This is a genomic window from bacterium (assembly GCA_021372535.1).
Taxonomy (GTDB): Bacteria; Latescibacterota; Latescibacteria; order Latescibacterales; family Latescibacteraceae; genus JAFGMP01.
The window spans coordinates 1-21,468 of the sequence record JAJFUH010000057.1 but is presented as its reverse complement, the minus strand read 5'-3'; the positions used below and the strand labels follow the sequence as shown (position 1 = coordinate 21,468).

Genomic DNA, 21,468 nt, shown 5'->3' with positions numbered 1-21,468 from the left:
CACCACCTGTCAGTTATGAACGTGAAAACTTCCAGAAAGGCGAATATCCTTTGACGAATGACCGATGAGAACCTCGAACTCGCCGGGCTCGACCACACGGTTGAGATTACGGTCGAGGAGCGAAAAGTGTTCCGGTTTGAGGGTAAACGTGACCGTCTTCGTCTCGCCGGGTTCGAGCGGAATTTTTTCGAATCCCCTCAGTTCTTTGACCGGCGACGATACGCTGCTGATGACATCGCGCAGATAAAGCTGGACGACCTCGTGTCCCTCACGGCTGCCGGTATTCGTTACATCAAGGCTGACCTTAACCTCGCCGCCGACGCCGATTTTCTCCGGCATGATCCTGAGATTACCGTACTTAAACTCCGTGTAGCTCAGCCCGTAACCGAACTCATAAAGTGGTTCGACACGCATATTGACATAACCGTCTTTGAGACGCGCCGCTTTCGTATGTGAGTAATTATAATATACCGGCAGTTGACCCACATGCCACGGAATTGTAATCGGAAGCCGTCCGCTCGGATTGTAATCGCCGAACAGGACATCGGCGACCGCCGCTCCTCCCTGCTCTCCGCACATCCATGCCTCCACGACAGCAGGGGCATGCTCCGCTACCCAGCGAACGGACAGGGGACGGCCGTTTATGAGCACCACGACTGTCGGTGTCCCCGTCCCGCAAACCGCCTCGACGAGCTCTTCCTGGAGACCGGTCAGATCGAGGTCTCCGGCATCCCTGTTCTCGCCATCGGTATCCTTGCCTTCACCGAGAACAACGATCGCCACATCAGCCTTGCGGGCAATTTTCCGGGCTTTCGCTATCTCGTTTGTGCCGGTTCCGATGATGTCGCACCCCTTTATATATTCAACCGTCGTACCGGGGGAAACTTTATCTTTAATTCCTTCGAGAACGGTCACGATATCGGTGATGACATTGTACGGACTGTAATCGCCGAGCTGATCGATGGGTGCATCGGCATCCGGTCCTATAATCGCAATTGACTTTATGGTTTTCTTCAGTGGAAGGAGATTATGGTCGTTTTTGAGGAGAACGATCCCCTCACGGGCAACCTGAAGAGCAAGATTCCGGTGTTCCGCGGAATGAACGATTTTCCCCGCGCGGGCAGTATCCACGTATGGATTTTCAAAGAGGCCGAGCCGGAATTTCAGTGTCAGAATCCTTCGGACGGCGCGGTCGATGACAGCCATCGAAACCGATCCCTCGCGAACGCTTTCGACGAGTTCCGCGAGATACGCATCCTCGAGTGAAATTCCAACATCCACACCGGAATTGACCGCTATCTGACCGGCCTCCTTCTGTGTTGCGGCAACATGTTCGTCGATAATGGTGCTTATACCTCGTCCCTCGCTGAGCACGACACCATCAAATCCGAGCTCCCCTCTCAGAATCTTAGTGAGTATCTTTTCGGAACTGTGGACAGGAACGCCGTCTATGGCAGGATAGGTCGCCATGACACCAAGAGCGCTGCATCGTGTGATCCCTTCTGCCCACGGCGGCAGGAAAACCTCTTTCAGCATCCTGTCGGAAATATGCATTGCCCCCCGTTCGAGGCCGCTGACCGGCTGGCTCTGTCCGGGATAATGACACAGCGCCGCAGCGAGCTTGTCTCCGGCGGATACGTCATCACCCTGCGCCCCCCTGACTATCGATTCGGCGATACATGAGCAGAGAAACGGGCATTCGCTGTACCCCTCCTCATTCCTTCCCATCCGCGGGTCCCTGTTGGGCTCGATGACGAGCGTACAGAGCATATGAACCCCGATAGCCCGGCCTTCACGTGCTTCTGTGGCATACACATCGCGGACGAGGTCCATGTTCCATGTACTCCCAATGGCCAATCCTTCGGGAAAAATAGTCGCGCCCGAACACATCAATCCGTGCGTTCCCTCTTCGATCTGAAGAACGGGGATTTTCAGACGGGTTTTTTCGGTCGCGATTTTCTGGAGCTCGTTGAGAAATTCCGCCTGTTTCAGGGTTCCCTCATAGATCAGCCTGTCGGAAAGGGTAAAAAAGCCCCCGCCGGGGCCGATTTCTTCCGCCCAGGTGCCTTCGGCAAATCTTCTGCAGCCGTCCATCTGTCCGGTGCGCTCTTCCGGTGTCATTATCCTGTGGATAGATGTGTCTTCCGAATGAAGACCGCCGCTGAATCGCTGTTTGTAGGTACAGGGGATGTTCATCTGTCCCACTTTTTCTTCGAGAGTCATCCTCGACAGCAGGTCCTCGACCCGAACTGCTATCGGTTTACGCGTGTCGAGATATGCAGGTTTATCTCCGCCCTGCTGAGCGCAGACAGTTGCTGCGAGTATTACGGCTGCCATAATGGAAACACCAATCACGGATTTTGTGTGTTTCATGTGTTTTTCCCCAAATTCACTGTTTTCGTTATGAATGTGTTTTGTGGTTTTTCACTCTGTAAACTACCGGAAATACGAGCGTCAGCACATACACGTTCTTTTGATTATTTAAAAAAATTCACCACAAAGACACTAAGACACTAAGACACTAATAAAAATAATTGATTATTTATATTATTGCTCCGGCGGATAAATAATGATACCAATAGCAGGAATAGATGCCGAAACAAGTTCGGCATGACGTCATCCGATATCACTGTTTAATCGCCGAAGCAATATCTTTAACAGTAATTAATCGTTCACGTCTAAAAAGATAATAAAACAAATCCGCGTAAATCCGTCCAATCCGCGTTCTATCGAATCTTGTAAAAAGACCGGGGCTCAATCCTTTATTTCAATTGTTCCCTTGAGCCGTATATCCTTGGAGGAATGGCCGACCATGACCTCGAACGTTCCGGGCTCGACAACACGCTCCATGTGACGGTTGATGAGCGAGAGATGTTCCGGACCGAGGACGAAGTCCACCTTTTTTGTCTCTCCGGGTTTGAGAGCAATCTTTTCGAAACCCTTGAGCTCGATGACCGGAGTCGAAACAGTGGCAATAACATCGTTTATGTAGAGCTGGACAACCTCTTTACCCTCACGGGCTCCGGTGTTTTTCACATCCACGCTTATTTTAACTTCACCAGCGGGGCCTGTTTCTTTAGGGGTAATCCGGAGGTTGCTGTATTCGAATGTCGTATAGCTTAGACCATGCCCGAAATAAAACAACGGCTCGGCGCTCATATCAGCATAAGGCTTACTCCAGCCATGATGAATCCAGTAATCCTTCGACTTCTTGTAGTTATAGTACGCCGGAAGCTGCCCGACATGGCGGGGAACGGTGATCGGCAAGCGCCCGCTCGGATTGCAGTCGCCGAAAAGGACATCTGCGACGGCATTTCCGCCCTGCTCGCCGCACATCCATGGCTCCAGAATGGCAGGGACATTCTCGGCAATCCACCGTATCGACAACGGTCTCCCGTTGACAAGCACGACAACGGTGGGAGTCCCGGTTTCATAAACGGCTTTGACCAGTTCCTCCTGACGGCCGGTGAGATCGAGGCTGGCCACATCACGACCTTCGCCATCGGTGCCTCTGCCTTTCTCGGTAAGCCATTCGTTCTCGCCGAGCACGACAATCGCCACCTCGGCATCGCGGGCGGCTTTACGGGCTTTCGACAGTTCATCAGTATCCGTGCCGACAACATCGCATCCCTTGACATACACAACTCTGGTCTGCGGCGAAACCTTGCTCTTGATACCCTCCAGAACAGTGACAACATCCTGGAGCACTGTCCATGCGACATAGTCGCCGAGCTGATTTTTCACATGATCCGCATTCGGCCCGATTACCGCGATCGATTTCATATTCTTTTTCAGAGGCAGGAGGTTGTTGTCGTTTTTCAGGAGCACAATCCCCTCGCGGGATGCCTGAAGGGCCATGTCCTGATGTTCCTTTGCATGAACAACCCGGACAGCGTCATCGGGGCTCACAAAGGGATTTTCAAAAAGGCCCGAGCGGAATTTCTGCCTGAGGATTCGCCGGACAGCGCGGTCGATCAACTCCATGGAGACTTTGCCCTCTTTGACATTCTCGATCATGGGGAGCATATAAGCGTCCTCGTAGGAAATCCCTACATCGACGCCGGCCTTTATCGCCAGCTCTCCGGCTTCTTTCTGGGATGACGCCAGACCCTCGTATATGAGGGTCGAAATACCGCCCCCCTCGCTCAGGACAAGCCCCTGAAAATCCAGCTCCTCACGGAGTATTTTTGTGAGAATCTTCTCAGAGGCATGTACGGGAAGGCCGTCAATCTCGGGATATGTCGCCATGACACCGAGTGCGCCGCACTTTTTTATGCCCGCCACCCAGGGCGGCAGAAAATTATCCCTGAATACCTTCTCCGTGAATTCGATAGCCCCCCGTTCGAGACCGCTGACAGGCTGGCTCTGACCCGGGTAGTGGCAGAGTCCCGCAACTATCTTGTCTTTCGCCGAAACATCATTACCCTGGACGCCCCTGACAATCGACTCGGCGACGCGCGAGCACAGATAGGGGTCCTCACCGAAACCTTCCTGGTTCCTGCCAAGCCGCGGATCCCTGTTGGGCTCAACCACGAGGGTGAATACCTGGTGAATGCCTATGGCGCTTCCTTCCCGGGCCACAACGGAATAAATCTCTTCGAGCAACTCCGTATTCCACGTGCTTCCAAGAGCAAGCCCCTCAGGGAAAATCGTACCGCCGGAGCACATGAGGCCGTGCGTACCCTCCTCGGTCATCAGGAGCGGTATCCTGAGACGGGTTTTCTCCGTGGCGATTTTTTGAAGCTCGTTGATGAACTCAGCCTGCTGACGGGAGCCTTCGTGCAGCATGGTATTGGGAAGCGTAAAAAAACCGCCGCCGGGCCCGATGCCATCAATGTATGTCCCTTCGGCAAATTTTTTACAACCCTCCATCTTGCCATTGATATCCTTGCCGAGTTCATCGACATAGACGCAGGGCATGTTCATCTGCCCGATTTTTTCTTCGAGAGTCATCCGTGACAGCAGGTCTTCGACCCGTTCATCGATCGATCTGGCGGCATCGAGGTAAAGCGGTTTTTCACCGGCCGTTTGCGCACAAGCGCTGAAAGGACTCAATGCAACAAGACATGCCGAGACGCAGAGGACGAGAAAGCAGTTTTTCGCGGACATAGCCACTTCCTTTTGGGTATGGGTGCCTGAAACGCTCAATACAGGAATAATCGTATGCTACAACGTTATAGCATGGGAATGATTATATACGAATTATAAGAAATTGTAAAGAGATTTTTTAAAAAGATTCCCTGTTTTTTTGATATGATACTTTTTTTGCCCGCCCAAAGAAAAGTATCCAAAGGAAAAAACGCCCGTGAAAAGCTTTTTTCCTCACTTGCTACCCGTTTTCCGGGAATGTGTGAACTCGCGGGTTTATAAAATCCCGGGGTATTATGAACTATATTTCATTTACAATCAATACGAATCCGGATTAAATGGCTATCTTCGTTTTTCCTTGCAATTTCGTCCGGTCACCTTCATTTTTAATGTTAAACCGATGGTTCGTCATGACGGCCTGTACCATTGTTACGAATCATATTCAGAAAAAACAGTTATACACATCTCCTTGATTTCAGTAAATAAAACACATATGAAACAGAAAGCCGAAAAAATCCGCCTTAAAGACATCGCCCGTGAGACGCACTACTCTCTCAGCACTGTGGCGAAAGTGCTTTCCGGTTCCGCCGAAGAGACACGGATATCGCCGGAAACGACATCGAAAATCATGAGCGCCGCCCAGCGGCTTGGATATGTCCCGAATCTCATGGCGCGGAAATTACGGTCGAAGCGATCGGGGCTGGCCGGGATTTATCTCTCGTATGCGACCGATCCCATCTGCGCCGGAATTTTAACCGCCATTCTCATGGAACTGCCGAAAAGGGGATTCTCCCCCATCCTGACAGTCGAGGAAACGGATATCAGGGAATGCCGTGATATATGGCTCAGGAACAGGATCGAGGGTCTCATACTGTGCGGCCCTCCGGATAAAGTATATCCCGGACTCTGCGTCGAACTGCATAAACACACCATACCCTGTGTGACTGCGGGAAATATATCACGGTTCCCCACAGATTTACCGGAACTCCCGGGCGTACGGATCAACAACCGGATGGGAATCGAACTCTCGGTGAATCACCTCATCGGGCTTGGCAGGAAACGTATCGCGTTCATTACCGGCCCTAATCTTCATAACGATGCAGTGGAACGTCAGACCGCATACGTCGATATAATCAAAAAATATCATCCGACCATAATCATCGACATCAGTAGCGAAAACCAGTACTGGCAGCGCGGCTACCTGTCGACGCAGCTCCTCCTCGAAAAGCACGGAAACATCGACGCCATCATCGCTTACGACGATATGGTTGCGATGGGGGCAATCAAGGCGCTTACCGAGCGGAATATCAGTATCCCCGGCGATATCGCTGTTATCGGCTTCGACAACCAGCCACTGGCAAAGTATTCGATTCCCTCGCTGACAACCATCGACCAGCCGGTCGATGAAATCGGCATCCGGGCGGTTCATATCCTCGACGACATCCTGAAAAAAAAGCATCACTCTACCCCTCATCACATCTACCTCGACCCGACGCTTATCCCGAGAACAAGCACATTGGGATGATGGAGATTCTAAGGAATAATCCGATATTTTCAGAAGAATGGAACGCGGATTTACGCGGATCAGGCGGATTTACGCGGATTTTTGTTTTAAAGGGGTGAATATGCCCGGTATTGAAATATATAGAAAAATCATTCTTGACTTTTACTATATATAAGAATATTGTTAACAGATAAAATAATTAACAGCTTTCATTACGTAGCATGTTACTTATTGTCGGATAAGTAATAAACAGTGGTTAGGTGCAAACAGGTTAATGATTATAGAAAATATAGAAGGATACAGGTATCCAGTTAAGATAGTGGTTACCGTGAAAGATGAAAGTATACTACGATGATGAAGTCGATGCTTTGTATTTGCATTTGGGAGATGAAATCCCTGAAGGGGTTATAGAAATATCCGAAGGAGTCAATATCGATACTACTTCAGACGACAAGATAGTGGGTATAGAAATTCTGAACGTCTCAAAAAAGATAGATTTGAAAACAATACTTCATTACTCGCTCGAATTTGAAAAAGATTTGATAAAATCCGTAACGGCTTGACAATACGATACACGGATACTATCCCCGTGCCGCTGATTTCAATCATATACATTAAAATCAATATATAAAATCCGCGAAAATCCGCCTGATCCGCGAAAATCCGCGTTCAATGTAATTGATAACAGACCAGGGCGAATCGACTTTTTAATATATCCGCGTTCTATTTTATACCCTCCAAATCCACCGTGTTATTATACCGGGTAATTTCGGTCAATTCTCTGTCAGGGTCGATCACCACACGGCAGCCGTTCATGGATATTCCCTTGGGAACAGCGAGGACAACACCAGCCGTTTTCGGCTTGAAATCGAGCGGCGCCTTCAATGCAGCAACCTGAGCTTTCGACAGCATCTTGCCCGATCCGTCAACCAGCGCTATGGCGGCGGACGGCGCATCGACCGAACCGAGGCTGTGAACGGTCACACTTATCTTGCCGCCCTTTATCCGTACATCATCGTTTCCGATGCCAAGATCGGGACGTGACCAGTAGGGGATCCCCTTCTGTTTGAGCTCCATTTGAACGATGAGCGTCTTACACGGCGGAAACGTGATTGTGACCTCGCCAGTCCGCTCGAACATTACGGTGCGGTTATCGGTCATGGTATCGGGCATGTCGTCGCCGTTATCGTCCGTACCGCAGGTCATCTCCCAGGTACCCGGCTCGACGTTCCAGCCGACGAGCGATGCGTTGATCGGTTCGTTCGAGAGATTGAAGGCGATTATTTTGAGTGACGAGGGCGTTGGCGACGGGACAAGAATACCCAAGTTCATTGCATCGTCCGGTCGCGCGAATTTCCAGCTCACTGCATGGCGGGGAAACTGATTACCTCGGTAGATGGGCGCCCCGCCGAGACGGTCATCAAGAATCGAGCCATAGGTTATGTACGGGCCGTCATCCCAGGGGAATCCCTCGGTACCCATGTACATCCGCTGGGCGTTGTACTGAATGGTCCGGGCATAGGCATCCTCGAAACGTTTTTTATCGGTGGTGACCCGTGCGCCGGAAGTGGCGGCACTACCAAGCCGCAGGAGATATTTTCCCTCCCCGGTCCACCGGTAGAGCACCTCGAATATCTCCGAAACCGTACCGGGTGAATAATCACGCCCCTCATCGGTGATGAAATTTATCTCGCGGGGAATGGTGACCGTTCCTCTTGCATCCTTGACCGCATGGGCGAGATACCCATCGCCGACCTCACGGATGAGCTGCATGGTAGCAGGATACCCGTTGAATTCGACGAGCACCATTCCGGGATGTAGAACAGTTATCGAATAGGGCGAGGACCAGCACCAGGGATTCTCGGTTGCCATAAACGTGGAGGAGTAGAACCGCGAGGGGAAATGACGGTGCCCGGCTTTGTTGATTGCAGTGATGTCTGGATATCTGGTCGAGGTTTCCATGATGCGCTCGATCAGTTTCGGGTTGCCGTACTCGAGGAGCATCAGCTCCGTCTGAACATTCGTCCCTTCTTCGGAGACATGGAGGGCGTCGGTCACGATGGTGTTGAGACCGTTGGTAAACATCCCGTTGGCGTAATAAGCTTCCATGAGACGGTGCAGGGAATCGGTGATCTTTTCGGTGTCCACGCCGGAAAGGGCAAGCCCGGGCATGCAGTTCGCGAAATCACCGTCATCGGAAAGCCCTCCTCCCAGTTCACCGTTCTCAATCTGACGGTTGTCGATCCACCAGTTGAGGAAATATCGCCACTGTCTGACAATCTCGGTCTGGCGGAAAGCCCAGAGCGGAACTCCGGACGGCGCTTCCGGTTGTTCGAATAAGGGCCAGCCCTGCTCGGGAGTAAACGTGCTCCAGTAGTACCGTCCGGGAATATGATCCGGGTTGACACGGAAGAGATCGGTTATATCACGGTAAAACCGTGCCAGGTATTCGAGTTTCAATCTCTGGGGGAAGGTTTCACTCAAGTTTGCAGCAAAATTATCACGCACCTGGGTGAACCGGTCTTTTTCGTGTTCGGGAATCGCTTGCTCCCGCTCTTTGAATACGAGCCTGATCTGACCGCCATCGAGCGACGACGGGCCGAAATCGGCTCCCGATCCGGCGATGGTGATGTACAGACTACAGCCGTCCGGGAGTATCCGGTCACGGGTATCGAGCCAGAGCGTGCGGGGTTCTCCGGGTTTCACGGAGAATGAAAAGTCTATCATGTTTCTGTTCGGCCACAGGGGGTCCTTGACCTGAATGTTGAGCAGGAAGTACTCGCCGTGGGTGGGTTTAACCTGCAATCCTGGAATGTCCACGGCGATGCCATCGAGACCCCATTGGAGGTTCACGAGCTCGTAATGGAATCCCGCATAGGCGCCGCTGTTTGTTCGCGGGCCCTCGTTTCTGAATTGACCCGGTACAAGAATATGAACGAGGGGAAGCGGATTTTCGACACCGGCTTTTTTCGGATTCCGCGGAGCGCCGCCCGGAAGAGCGAGCATGATCTGACGTTCGTCCGGCAGAAAACGTTTCTCGATATAGGTGAGCAGTTCCCCGAGGCTCGGATTGTCCGGATCGGCCTGTCCGGTCAGTAAATAGGTCATTTTGTGAACGCCCACCGGCTCTGAACCGGGAGTGACATTATACACCTGAAATTCGGCGAGCGGCGTTTCCCGCACATCGTTTTCATAGCGGATTTTCCCCCCGTAATACGATTTACCGAGCAGGTGGAATGTCCGCTCCTGACCTTTCGGGCGGCTCAACAGCTTCTCTTCGCGATACTTCTGACTTTCTTTATCCAGAAACACCCCTGAGGCGTTCCCATACGCGGCGCCGGTGATTTCGCAGTAGTTCCACGGCTCCTCCGGCAGTGTATATGTTATCGATTTACCTGAAGTCGAATAACAGTACCAGTCGGGCTCGATGAAGTAATCGCTCCTTCCGGGCAGGCTCGACCGGTTGTAGACATCGGGCCAGGTGGTTTCACGGATGCCGTCATTGCTCCGCCACGCCCATTTTTTCTGGTCATACGCATCATGGATTTCAACGGCGCGCACTGCAAAGTTCCGATCCGACAAGTAAGGCGGGGTGTCTCCCGGCCTGTTCCAGCCATACCGGTACCACCACTCGTCACGGTACCGGGGATCGGTCAGCGTGCGTTTCAATTGCCCCGTAATTCCGGGGGATTGCCCCTGTGCAAGATTCTTGACCTGATCTTCGCTGAGCATACGGTCATAAATCGAGATTTCATCGATATCTCCGCCACGGAGATGGCCGCAGTTCGATGTCACGGTGCCGGGAGTGGAGAACCGCCCATGGGGGGTGAACAACCCGAGCCCGGCATAGAAAACCACGGTCGTGTCTTTTTTCGCCGCAAGCGCGCCATCGACATAAAGCCGTACCCCCTGCGTTTCATCCCAGGTCAGAGCGAAATGAGTCCACTTTTCCGGCGGCGGTAGACTGGATGGCTTGTACGATACCCGTATGCGGGCCATGTTGGCATCGGTGACAAAGGCATCATAACCGCTCCCGTTATAGTCAATCCGGAGCCAGGTCATGTCGAGGCTCGACTGGTCGCAGTACGACACATAAAAAATCTTGAACGGCATTTTCCCCACCGGGTCGCGCGGGCGCCAGTAAAACGAAATCGTTCCCCGCTCGGCGTAAATGTTGCCGGGCGCGAGATACGCCATGAGCTTCTCCTCGGAATGGGGCGCGCGAAAGGCTTTCCCCCTAGCGCCGTCCGGAATGAGCACGTATTCGTTGAGATACGCCGGTTCAGGGTCGCCATGCGCATAGTCCGCGGTGAACCCATCACCGCCGCCGTCCCCCGACAGGTAGAAGAGAAGTCCGCTGTCCGATGACTCCGCAGCGCCGAAGGCCGGAAGTGCAAAAAGCAGCAAAAAGCAGGCGAAAAAACCTAGTGCATGATGGGATTTCATAAAGCCTCCGCAGGTGTAAATACCGTATTTTTTATTGTTGAATTATTCCGATTTCTGCCGTATAGAAGTGAAAAAAATATCATTACCTACACCGATCGATTCATGGAAAAAACGATTACTGAAAAAATATAATTGGTTACAGGGGTATTTCAAAGAGTTAAAGAAATAAAAGAAACCGAATACACTATGCTGGTTACCTAAATAAAATGAGCGGCTGAAGATTTTACTCATCTTTTATGAAAATGTATTTTAAAAGCAGTGACTGAAAGATGTTGTCTTTCATTCTTGCATCTCTGCATTTTTTTCAGTAAACTTATTTCATGATAAGATACGTTTAATCACCTGAGCACTAACCATACCGTCACCCCCCCCAAAGGAGAGCATATGCGTCCTATCACCATGTTATCGATACTTCTGACACTGATACTGATTTCGACGGTCGCACAGGCTCAGGACCGCGCATTCCTGTTTACCCTGACTACCCCCGAATGCAGGGAGCAGCCGATGCTCGTTCACTACGACACGGCTTATGGTCATAAAACATTCGAGCCATTCGGCGGAGACGATCTCGAACAGAATCTCGGGCTGCAGGCGAATTTCGGAAAGTCCCTTTCACTCATCGCTCATTTCGGACTGGCCATGGACAACAGAACGACCAGCACATCACAGCATGTAGAGCTGCTCGCCCATCTGATGAAAGCCGAAGACCATATCATCGACTTTTCCGCGGGCGCGGGAGTACGTCACGAATACAGCGACACCGACGTTCTCCTCAGCCGGTTCATGCTGGGCCGCCGGTTCACCTCATGGCAGTCATACAGTAATCTTCTCCTGGAAAAACCTCTGTCTTCCGATCGCGACAACATCGATCTCATGACAACGGTGGGAGTGTCATATAACATTTCCGGCGCGTTACGGCTCGGAATCGAGATGGTCGGGCAGGACATAGAGGGTTTCTGGGAAGAAAACGAGGCCGAAGGCGGTGCGGTACTTTTTGCCGGACCTACCGTGGGCATTACTCTTCCGTGGATTCCCTGTACTTTCACCATTGGGGGCGGTCCGATTTTCCGGGCTAGCAAGAGCAGCCGTACAAGCCAGGCTTACCGTGATATTCCCTTCAAACAGGGAAACGGTTTTGTCATACGGAACATGGTGACTTTCGGGATGTAATCAGAGCAGGAACAACGCGTATTCCGAGTCATACCAACCATGTGAAAAAGTCCGTTTTCGGGAGCTGATTTTCGCACGGCAACCTCTCATTACTTGATGTCCTTGTACTTCAGTTTCCATGCTGTGATTTGTGTCGTCTGAAGGGTAAAAGAGAGAGCATTACGGAACCACATAACAATAACCGGGCTGTTTTTCGGGGAGGAACACACATGACGATAATCGAGCAAAACGAGGCGGCTGCTCGACGGTGCATCGACCTGTTCAACAAGCGGACACTGGAATGGGTTGAGACATGTTACGCGCCTGACGTTGAGTGGATAGAATTACCGCTTCCGGCCACACCGGGCGGTCAACATGGCAACCGGGCATTTTTCGGCCAGGTTGCCCGGCGAATACTTTCTCTCTTTCCCGACCGTCATATGGAGATACGGAATCTTGTAGCCCAGAGCGACCGGGTTGTGCTTGAACTGGATTGGCGCGGAACCGCCGCAGCGTCAGTCGGTAACATAAGGGCCGGTATGCCGATTCGGTTCAGAGTGGCTTCATTTCTTACATTTGCCGGGGGAATGATCATCAAACAGGTGGACTATTGCGTTCTTATACCAACAAATGAAGCCTGAATCCATCGCGATACCCGGGCAGTTTCCGGGCTAATCGAGAATGCAGCTCAAACCGCTTCCCGATCTTCCGAATATCCAGAATACCCCACTGTTCTTATGGACATATCGAAGTTTTTTCGCAAAGACGCATGCCGGAATTCTTACATATGGCGCCGAAAAGGGAAACAATTTCTCATGACCGTTCAGCCCGCGGGATTTCGGTTCTGCGGTACGAAACAGGAGAGCTTTGTGTCGATCATGAGGAAATTCATTCTCAAAGCAGTTTCATTCAGTCGTGTTTTTTGTGTGTCATACGATAAAAAACAAGATATTCGAACCCGGAAACGACAAACAGAATCCCGAGCTTCATATAAATCAATGCTTTCAGAAAAAGCGGCTTCTCGCGAAAGGTGCCGGGACGAAATCGGTCGGTTGAAACGATTTCCTTCGCAAGCCAGATACCGAACACAGTTCTTGATTTCAATCCTCCCGGCGGAAGAAACCGTACTGCAAGCCAGCGCCGTCGTGAGGAATGCCAGCAATCGCACCGCAGCTCTTTGCGAAGAATGATCCTGCTCGATTCCTCCCAACGGAGCAGCTCGGAATCATGTTGACTGCGAGTATCATTCCCATCTGCAAACGATTCCACTCCATAGAAGAACGCTCTGATGAGATTGGGCATCCGGTCATGTTCGGCCCTTTGAACGAGGACGTCATGATCGATGGTGAGTTTACAATCGCGAATCAGCGAATACTCGATGATATCCGGTAACCGGGGAATGGTGACCCGTTCGATGGTATCGGTGCGCACCATGATCCAGACATGATCGGTCGGACCGGGTACGAGAATCGGCGTTTCCATGAAAAGAACGATCTCCGCATGAGACCAGAGTTCATTCAGGGACCGTTCGTCTGCCTCTCCCAGAGGGTACGGGGTAGTGTGCAATTCAACTTCACCGGGGTGAATGGGATGAGAAAGCGGTGGCAGGTGGTGTACCTGTTCGACTCCATCGGATTTTTCACAATATCCGGCCGTTTCGAGCAGGTGCAGCGATCGATCACGGTCTTTCCGATGCACGAGGATATCAATATCCGTCATGAACCGCCAGCCGCTCGGGTAAAGACCGCGAACCAGGCAGGCCCCTCCTTTGAAAAACATGCAGGGAATGCCTGCCGTACTGAAAAGTTGCGCGATCGAACGGATCTGGAGGGACAGCACGGCGTTTCGGGCGATGTTGGCAGACAGGTCACACCGATACTTTTTCACTACCTTTTCGGGTATATCCGGATGTGGGCATTCGCCAATCAGTCCGGCAAGAAAGAACGATATCCGCAGCCGTTCAGCAAGAACGGGTATCGTGTCCCATACGCGTGATGGCGGGAGGCTCCCCGGTACGCCCGTTACCGAAAGGAGATAACCGAGAATCGATTCATACGATATCATGACGAACCGTGAATCATCTGCTGAATGGTTTGTATCGCATGCCAGTGGTCATGATAACGGATTTCATGCGATTCGGTCATACGAACGAGTTCGATAAGAACATGCATGAACTCGTCAGGCCGCTGATATATGTTAAAACCCTGCGGAAGAAGTCGTTCGAGTGTTTCACGCTGTGTCAGAGGCTGCACTTCGGTACCGCCGGACCTTCTCACCGGAAAAAAGATATGACGAATGCGGGTTTCGGGCCTGTAGAACCCCAAAGATGGAATCGAAAAGAGAAGGTGTGTGATATTATCGGTCGACAGCAGGGACGGTATGCAGGATGGGATAACAGATGGATGCAACTCCAGTATACCGGGCCGTACACGAAAAGGCCGGGGAAAACCCAGCGCGAGATTTGCCTTCCGTATCACGGTTATTTCATCGCTGAGAGCGGTACATCCGCATGAGAGTGCTGTCAAAGCAAGCGTCGTTTTCCCCGCACCGTGCGGTCCGGCAATGGTGAAGCCGTCGCCTTTCGAGTCAAGAGTCGCTGCATGCAGCTGCAGGTAGTCCTGCATGCTTTCACGCGCGGCACACGTAATGATCTGCTCGATAACGCTTACCAGTGAGCCGGCTTCCGCCTCGATGAGGTTGGAGTCGGGCACGGCTATCTGATAGGTATTGCCCTTTTTCGTGATAGTCAAATGATATGCGTCGCTCCGGTCCCTCTCGTCCCGTTCCTGACGCCAGGCAGCAAATAAATTGGAGAGCGTATCGAAATAATCGTCGGCATTGCCCGTTAAGAGCAACGATTTATCGCCGATTGCGAGTGATATGCGCATTACGATTTCTACTCGTGGATGAGATTCGCCTTCATAAGAGCCTGAATGAAGTCCATAACGTACCCTCTAACATCAGTCCCGTTGTTCTCTTCGATCATTATGCTGACGATTGTTTCATGCATCCGCGAACCATCGACCAGATCAAAAATCCGTACGGCGGTCTGGTTGAGAACATGGATATGTCCCTCATGCTTGAGAACAACGCCGTCGTCCACCTCTATGCGTTCGATTCCATCGGATTTATGAAGCGTCATCGTGTGCATGACAGTGAGTTTCTCCACTTAAGATATTCCAGATAAATCCGGGGATGCAGAATCGGGTCTCCTTGTGTTTTAAAGAAGGTCCGCACCTGAAAATCCTACGAAAACCTGCTTCCCTGCATAAATGAGCTAGAGGCGATGAACGGGAAATCGATTTAAAAATCTGATTTCCCGTTGAAGGGAGAGGCAGCGAACGAATCTCCGCCAAAAATGGCGTAATTACTTGCTTGCTGCAGGTTTCTGCGGTTCAGTTGGGAAACTGTTTTCACCGGAAGCCTTTGCATGGAGATCCTGTACATCGAATGTCATCATGGTCGGGATAATGAAAACTCCGGTTTTCGTCGCCTTTTTTATGATTTCCCTGCGGTTGACTGTTTTCCGATTCCCTGATTCCATATTTTCTCCTTATACTGGTTCATTTTCCTGATTGTTTACTGTCCATGGTTCTATGTTTCAATCGTCACAGGAGTCCGGTTCCTATCGCATCAGCATTACTTTCCGGACATCCCGCTTTTCCGATGTCTCAAGAATCACAAAATAGACTCCGGAGCCCTGGCCTGCGGCATACCATGTTACGGAGTGTTTCCCGGCATTCATGATTCCCTCAGCCAATACAGCAATTTTCTGTCCTGCAATATTATAGACGGAAAGCTGTACATTACCGGGATGATCGGTGATATATTCGATAGTCGTGGCGGGATTGAACGGATTCGGACTTGCCCCGACTATTCCGAATGCCCGTGGAATACTCTCCTCCTCAACGGCCAGCGGTTCGGCACGTGTAAGGGTGAGCCGGTATACGACATCCGCATTACTTGACAGCGTAACAGGAATATGGACATCTCCGGTCAAAGCCGTCACAGTCAGGTCAGGAGCTGTCAGCGTCGCCGTGTACAAATCGGGAATGGAACTCAGGTTGCCGAGATCGAGTATGGCCTGTGCCTCGTCCATCGAAGTCGAGAGTACGACATTCCAAACGCAGGAATTTTCAAACGGGCCGCGGTAGTCGTAAGAACGCTTGTTTCTGTCCTGGTCATCCGGATCGAGCAGATACAATCGAATATAATCATCCGCAAACGGCTCCATGTCCACTGCATTCAGCATATAGCTGTAATCATCCTCAGAAAGAATCACGCCAGCCTTATTATTGGCATCTACGAAAATGCCGTTGGTAGTGGAGAGCTTCAATTCGACATCCCATGTCCGGATATCATTGAAATCAACCGGAGCGGCAATCTTTCCCGCCTGAAGAGCGTCTGTCATAGGAACGCGTACTTTTACAGAACGCCAGTCGATGTTGTACGGATACGGGTTGCCGATCATATGATAGGTTTCCCCGCCGGTGCTTTTCAATTTGAGTGAGTAATCACTGGTATTGGAAACAGGATTGCCGGAAACCGTGATCGTCCTGGTTTCGTCATAAATCTGACGGATCCAGACGCCACGCCCCGGAATGAGCTCGGGGAAACTGCCGGTGCCGGTATACCGGGTATAATCTCCACTGTCCACATTCCATTTCGAGACGCGCCATTTCTGACCGGTGGAGCCGTCATAAAGTCCATCACCGAGATCGTCGCCGAAAACCGCGTTTACATCTTTGTTAACCGGATTGAGCGGAACGGAAATCAGATAATACCAACTGTTAAGCAGCTCTTTGGACATGACGTTGCCCGGAGAGGGAATCTGCGCGGTTGGATTGTGGGGAAACACGATATCGACATCCTGATTCACAATCACCCAGAAACCGCACCATGGCGGCAGAATGGTGTTCGCTGCACCGGGAAGGCCGCTGATTTGAACATATTGGATATCCTGCCAGGGATAGCAATACAGGTTCACCCAGCCCCGTGCGGCGGCTTCAGCGATGGTGACTTCAACCTGCGCCGTCGTTGTCGCATCCACAGTCCCTCCATATACACCGATATTGATCCTTCCGCCGTTTGGAGATGGTTCATCGCCTACGGGGTCGTCGGGATCACCGGTATCGATACAGGGGGAACCGGATCGCAGATGTGCATCGGCGCACCCATCCACAAGGAGGGGATCAACCGAGAGAGAACCGGTACCGGGTATGCAGTTCGAATAATTTTCGCGGTTATTCCAGATATCGTTGTAAGTAAGCGAGAGATTCTGGACGGTTCCCCACTCACACCGGATGCCCCACGTCCAGTACGTTTTCCCGTTATTTACGACAATATTGTTACGAATGTTTACACCGTTGACCGAACCAAGACTGATTCCGGAATCCAGGTTGTTGATGACCGTATTGTTCTTTATAAGGGTGGAGTTGCTCGAGCTTGTAAGCAGAATACCCTTGCGATTAGAGCAGAGAAGGGTATTTTCTATCGTGCATCCTGCAGAAGCCGTCACGGTGACGCCGTCATACCCGCCGTTTTTAATCTCGCATCTCCGGATAACCGTACTGGGAGAATTGGTTACAGTGACGCCGCTGGTTGCACCTCCTCTGCACAGCATCCGCATGTCCAGAATATTCGTTCCTGATGCATTGCTGAGTGCTATAGCCTCTCTGCTTTGCGGCTGAAGCGTACCGTTCCGTATTACGCAGTTGTTTGAGGTGTTGATGGCTATATTCGTATAGATTATGTTCTCGCTGTCAATACTGTCCATTACCGTTCCGGGACAGGAATCGAGACTCAATCCGTAATTACCGTATACCATATCGAGGCCGGTTATCGTCACTCCGGTGCACTGGCTGAGAACCATATTCCTGTTCCAACTTCCCAGAAATGCCCGGTTGATGGTTATATCAGTGGTTCCGGTAATCTCAATGCATTTGTTGATCGTGCCATAATTCGCGGCAGTGACATCGCTGATGGATACCGAATCGGAATTCTTTATGTTGACAGCCGAACCGTTCACCTGATAAAACGCAAGAGTGGAAATGGATATGCCGGTAATCCCGTCAAGAAGCACTCCATTGCCATTGGCGTTGTTAATACGCAGATTGTTCAGAACAAGATTGTTTACCCCGGCCGCTTTTACAATATCGAGAGCCCTGATGATATCAAGATTACTGAGGTTTACTCCGTTGCCTTCGATTTTAAGGCAACATCCGTTCCAATTGAAATCACCGTTGAGAATGGCGGTTACTCCATTCGCACCGCGTAGTGTAACATTATTCTTTTTAATGGTGAGCCCCGGACAGGGGTATGTTCCCGACGACCGTATTTCGAGGGTTTCGCCATCATTAAGTGCATTTATAGCATCTGAAAGCGTCCCGTATGATATACCGCTGGTGATATTTACGACAGGGCTCTGAGCCGCGGCCATACCCAGCGTAAACATAAGAACTGTCGATAGAAAGGCGACTCGCTTCCCAAAAAACATTTTTATCTTCTGCATAAAACAACCTCGCTTGAAATGTGGACGGGATTATCTCGAATCGGTCACAATGAGGTTACAGAAAGGCACTTGTCAGAATAACTTGCGCATGCATAAAAACCAGACGGCATCGGCCCTCATATTTCAGCAATCATCGCAGTTGTCCTCTGCTCATGTATACCATCAACTCAATGAAACAATCCCATAACAATATAATTTATTCGGAGTTATTAGAAAAGTACTTTTTTCTATTATCAGATTTCCCTTATATTCGACACATACTGAGGAAAGAAGAAATGAATATCGCATAGAAATTTTTTTATACAAACCATTTGGCAACGAGAGAACCGATGTCCACCAGCATGAAATATCATGCATTTATAAATCCGTTTAGCCAGACTCTTCGAGACAAACTCAGGGCGGTTATCGCAGAAAATGGTTTCAGGAAATGCGCTCGTCAAGCAAATACTCTCATTTTTATTTGTACGATTTTCGGGGGGCAGGTCAGTCGAGGACTTTCAAAGACTATTCGGTATTAAGTTCTTTTGTCATAGTATCCCAGTCGGTCAGACCATCGGTGGCATTCACACCATAGAGGTTGTTTCTTCCTGCACACATTGCATATTTTACGGCAATTTCAGGATTTTCACCCTTCAGCATGGCTGTGAGAAATCCCGCAACCGCTGCATCTCCGGCTCCCGATGCATTTATCACTCGGTATGCATCGATCCGAAAAGCCGGCGACCTGATTTCACGGTGATTCCAGCAATTTTCAGATAATGTCATACCCGGAACATCATTGAGCGGGCTGATATCACCGGTGAAGAGGTATGCGCCAAGCTTTCCTGACTTGATCAATACTACACGAACACCGAGATCGATCATTTCTCTGCCGATATCAATGACCATCTCTTCCGGAATCGATTCAATGATGTCTCCATCGGTGAAATTTGTCGTGATCTGTGAATAGAACTCCGGTTTCATCATAAACACAATTTCTTCTACGCTCGGTGCGAAAATATCCACATAGGGAAGCACACGCGTCAGAATACATTTCCAATCGACTTTTCCTGACTCACTGTCTGGATCGGGTAAAGTCATATCGAGTGATGTTATGGCATCGAGAGTTTTTACGATGGAAAACATTTTCATCAACTCTTCGCCATTATTAATGTAAAATTCCTTCATGAGAGGAGGATAACCAAAATGGAAAATGCGGCTTTCCGCGATTGCTTTATAATTTATATCAGACGATGTAAAATGTTTGCTGCAGCCGGGTGATTCAAAAAAAACACGGTCCATTCCCGGCGGTGACAGAACGATTCCGTAAGCAGTTCCGGATTTATCGGTTGTCACTATTCCTTCTGATAATCCATTTTCTCTGAGGATTTTCAGGGCAATTTCTCCAAGCAAGTCCTTTCCGATAAGCCCCATGAGCAGGACCCGCTGGTTAAACATTTTCAGTGCCGATCCCGTGTTCGCCACAACACCCCCGAGGGAAATTGTTAAACCATTCACCTCGGTTAACGATCCGGGTATAAAAATATCGGCTCTGTTTGACTCGCCGCTCGTTTTAAAGAACTCGGGCGCCAGATCAACGCAAAGATAACCGCTGACAACGACATCGTATTTTTTTTCTTCTGTCAAGTTTTTATCCAATCATCAAGGTACGTCACATCATTTCAATACCCAGAATGCCGCATAAGTCCCTGAATAACCGGGTATTGTTCCCATAGGAAATGATATAATGCTGGCTGAGAACTTTATGTATAAAATCTTCAACCGGTGTGTTCAGGACTATCTCAAGACTCGGCAATCGGGGCGCCGGGGGCTGCCAGCCAGCCTCTTCCCATTTCTTCGGTGAAATACCCTCACCCGTCACAACGTGCATGCAGTATTTATTCCCGGTATAAGATAAGCGCGCCAATGTGACTTCACCTGTCTTGATTTTCGATACATTCAAGATCCCTTCACCGAACTCGCCAAACGATGTGGGCATGACTGACACCCTGCCATCGACAATTTCGGAAGGAACATAGTCGGGAACACCCATCAGCATGCCGTTCTTCATGAATTCATAGAATTCAAGATACGCGCCGACCTGTCCGGTCAGATATCTCGTCATAAGCTGTGTGACAGAACCCAGTGTATCGTTTTCAGGGATTGTACAGATATCCTCTTCATCATGAAGAAGCATGAAAACTCCCGCGGGGGCGAATTTCATCAATTTTTTTACCCCGTCGACATCAATCAGGGAAACCGCTTCATACCCGCGCTTTTTCACTTTTTCGCTGATAGCGAGATAGAGCCTGACTGCATTTTCGACAGTACCTTTTGCCGGTTTTTTTACAAAGTCCCACCTTTCGAGTACTTTCTCCTTCAATTGCTCGACTCTTTTTTCGGTGAGCGTATCCATGATTTGCTGCATTTCGAGCATTTCAAAAAACTCGACTTCAGGACCGATAACGGAACGTAATGATATACCGTCATATAACGTCCCGTAAAGTTTCATGTCCCGATACCCCATCATGCCGATGCGGGCATGTCTGAGCAACGATACTGCGCGGGCTGCCTTTGCATAACTCACTATCTCTTCCATGGGCGGGGGACCGCCGTAGAGATTTACGATATATTTGAATGTGTATCCGAGGTCTTCCATGGGCTTTCTCAATGCCGTTGTCCCGGCCTGATCGGCAGTCGTAATAAATCGCCCCTCTTCAGTCCACCCGGTAAGACCCCAGAGAAGCATCGGTTTATGACGAAATATGTCGATAACGCCAATAACCGCATG

At 50.3% G+C, this 21,468-nt stretch carries 14 protein-coding genes; 4 read left to right on the top strand and 10 right to left on the bottom strand.

Annotated features, from left to right (window positions below):
* Positions 1-9: 9 nt before the first annotated feature.
* Together LLG96_06145 and LLG96_06140 are read right to left on the bottom strand one after the other, a co-directional pair.
* Positions 10-2,373, bottom strand: coding sequence for a glycoside hydrolase family 3 C-terminal domain-containing protein (locus LLG96_06145; GenBank protein ID MCE5249785.1), 2,364 nt, complete (start codon positions 2,371-2,373; stop codon positions 10-12).
* A gap of 381 nt (positions 2,374-2,754) precedes the next feature.
* Positions 2,755-5,109, bottom strand: coding sequence for a glycoside hydrolase family 3 C-terminal domain-containing protein (locus tag LLG96_06140; GenBank protein MCE5249784.1), 2,355 nt, complete (start codon positions 5,107-5,109; stop codon positions 2,755-2,757).
* A gap of 472 nt (positions 5,110-5,581) precedes the next feature.
* Here LLG96_06140 and LLG96_06135 point away from each other — a divergent pair, with 472 nt between their 5' ends.
* Positions 5,582-6,613 (top strand): LacI family transcriptional regulator, encoded by a 1,032-nt coding sequence (locus LLG96_06135; GenBank protein ID MCE5249783.1) that lies wholly within the window; start codon positions 5,582-5,584, stop codon positions 6,611-6,613.
* A gap of 314 nt (positions 6,614-6,927) precedes the next feature.
* Positions 6,928-7,155, top strand: coding sequence for a DUF2283 domain-containing protein (locus LLG96_06130; protein MCE5249782.1), 228 nt, complete (start codon positions 6,928-6,930; stop codon positions 7,153-7,155).
* Between the two features lie 160 nt (positions 7,156-7,315).
* Here LLG96_06130 and LLG96_06125 read toward each other — a convergent pair whose 3' ends face one another.
* The gene (locus LLG96_06125) at positions 7,316-11,038 is read right to left on the bottom strand and encodes a LamG domain-containing protein (protein ID MCE5249781.1); all 3,723 of its coding nucleotides are present in this window, start codon (positions 11,036-11,038) and stop codon (positions 7,316-7,318) included.
* Positions 11,039-11,422: 384 nt separating this feature from the next.
* Here LLG96_06125 and LLG96_06120 point away from each other — a divergent pair, with 384 nt between their 5' ends.
* Together LLG96_06120 and LLG96_06115 are read left to right on the top strand one after the other, a co-directional pair.
* A complete protein-coding gene (locus LLG96_06120) occupies positions 11,423-12,208 on the top strand; it encodes a hypothetical protein (GenBank protein MCE5249780.1) in 786 nt (261 codons plus the stop codon).
* Positions 12,209-12,417: 209 nt separating this feature from the next.
* Positions 12,418-12,828, top strand: coding sequence for a nuclear transport factor 2 family protein (locus LLG96_06115; protein MCE5249779.1), 411 nt, complete (start codon positions 12,418-12,420; stop codon positions 12,826-12,828).
* Positions 12,829-13,096: 268 nt separating this feature from the next.
* Here the strand turns inward: LLG96_06115 and LLG96_06110 are convergent, their stop codons facing one another.
* The 7 genes from LLG96_06110 to LLG96_06080 form a co-directional block, all read right to left on the bottom strand.
* Positions 13,097-14,251 carry a nucleotidyltransferase family protein gene (locus LLG96_06110; GenBank protein ID MCE5249778.1) on the bottom strand — a complete coding sequence of 385 codons (1,155 nt, stop codon included), beginning with the start codon at positions 14,249-14,251 and terminating at the stop codon, positions 13,097-13,099.
* Complete coding sequence (locus LLG96_06105; protein MCE5249777.1) at positions 14,248-15,075, bottom strand: hypothetical protein; 828 nt, start codon at positions 15,073-15,075, stop codon at positions 14,248-14,250. The genes LLG96_06110 and LLG96_06105 overlap by 4 nt, the downstream gene beginning before the upstream one ends.
* Before the next feature lie 8 nt (positions 15,076-15,083).
* Positions 15,084-15,356 carry a PqqD family protein gene (locus tag LLG96_06100; protein ID MCE5249776.1) on the bottom strand — a complete coding sequence of 91 codons (273 nt, stop codon included), beginning with the start codon at positions 15,354-15,356 and terminating at the stop codon, positions 15,084-15,086.
* 198 nt (positions 15,357-15,554) lie between these two features.
* Positions 15,555-15,731 carry a hypothetical protein gene (locus LLG96_06095; GenBank protein MCE5249775.1) on the bottom strand — a complete coding sequence of 59 codons (177 nt, stop codon included), beginning with the start codon at positions 15,729-15,731 and terminating at the stop codon, positions 15,555-15,557.
* Positions 15,732-15,812: 81 nt separating this feature from the next.
* Positions 15,813-18,698 carry a right-handed parallel beta-helix repeat-containing protein gene (locus tag LLG96_06090; GenBank protein ID MCE5249774.1) on the bottom strand — a complete coding sequence of 962 codons (2,886 nt, stop codon included), beginning with the start codon at positions 18,696-18,698 and terminating at the stop codon, positions 15,813-15,815.
* A gap of 504 nt (positions 18,699-19,202) precedes the next feature.
* Positions 19,203-20,324: a carbohydrate kinase family protein gene (locus LLG96_06085; GenBank protein ID MCE5249773.1), complete on the bottom strand. Its 1,122-nt coding sequence runs from the start codon at positions 20,322-20,324 to the stop codon at positions 19,203-19,205.
* Between the two features lie 25 nt (positions 20,325-20,349).
* On the bottom strand, positions 20,350-21,468 hold a 1,119-nt coding region (locus LLG96_06080; protein MCE5249772.1), incomplete at its 5' end, for a hypothetical protein.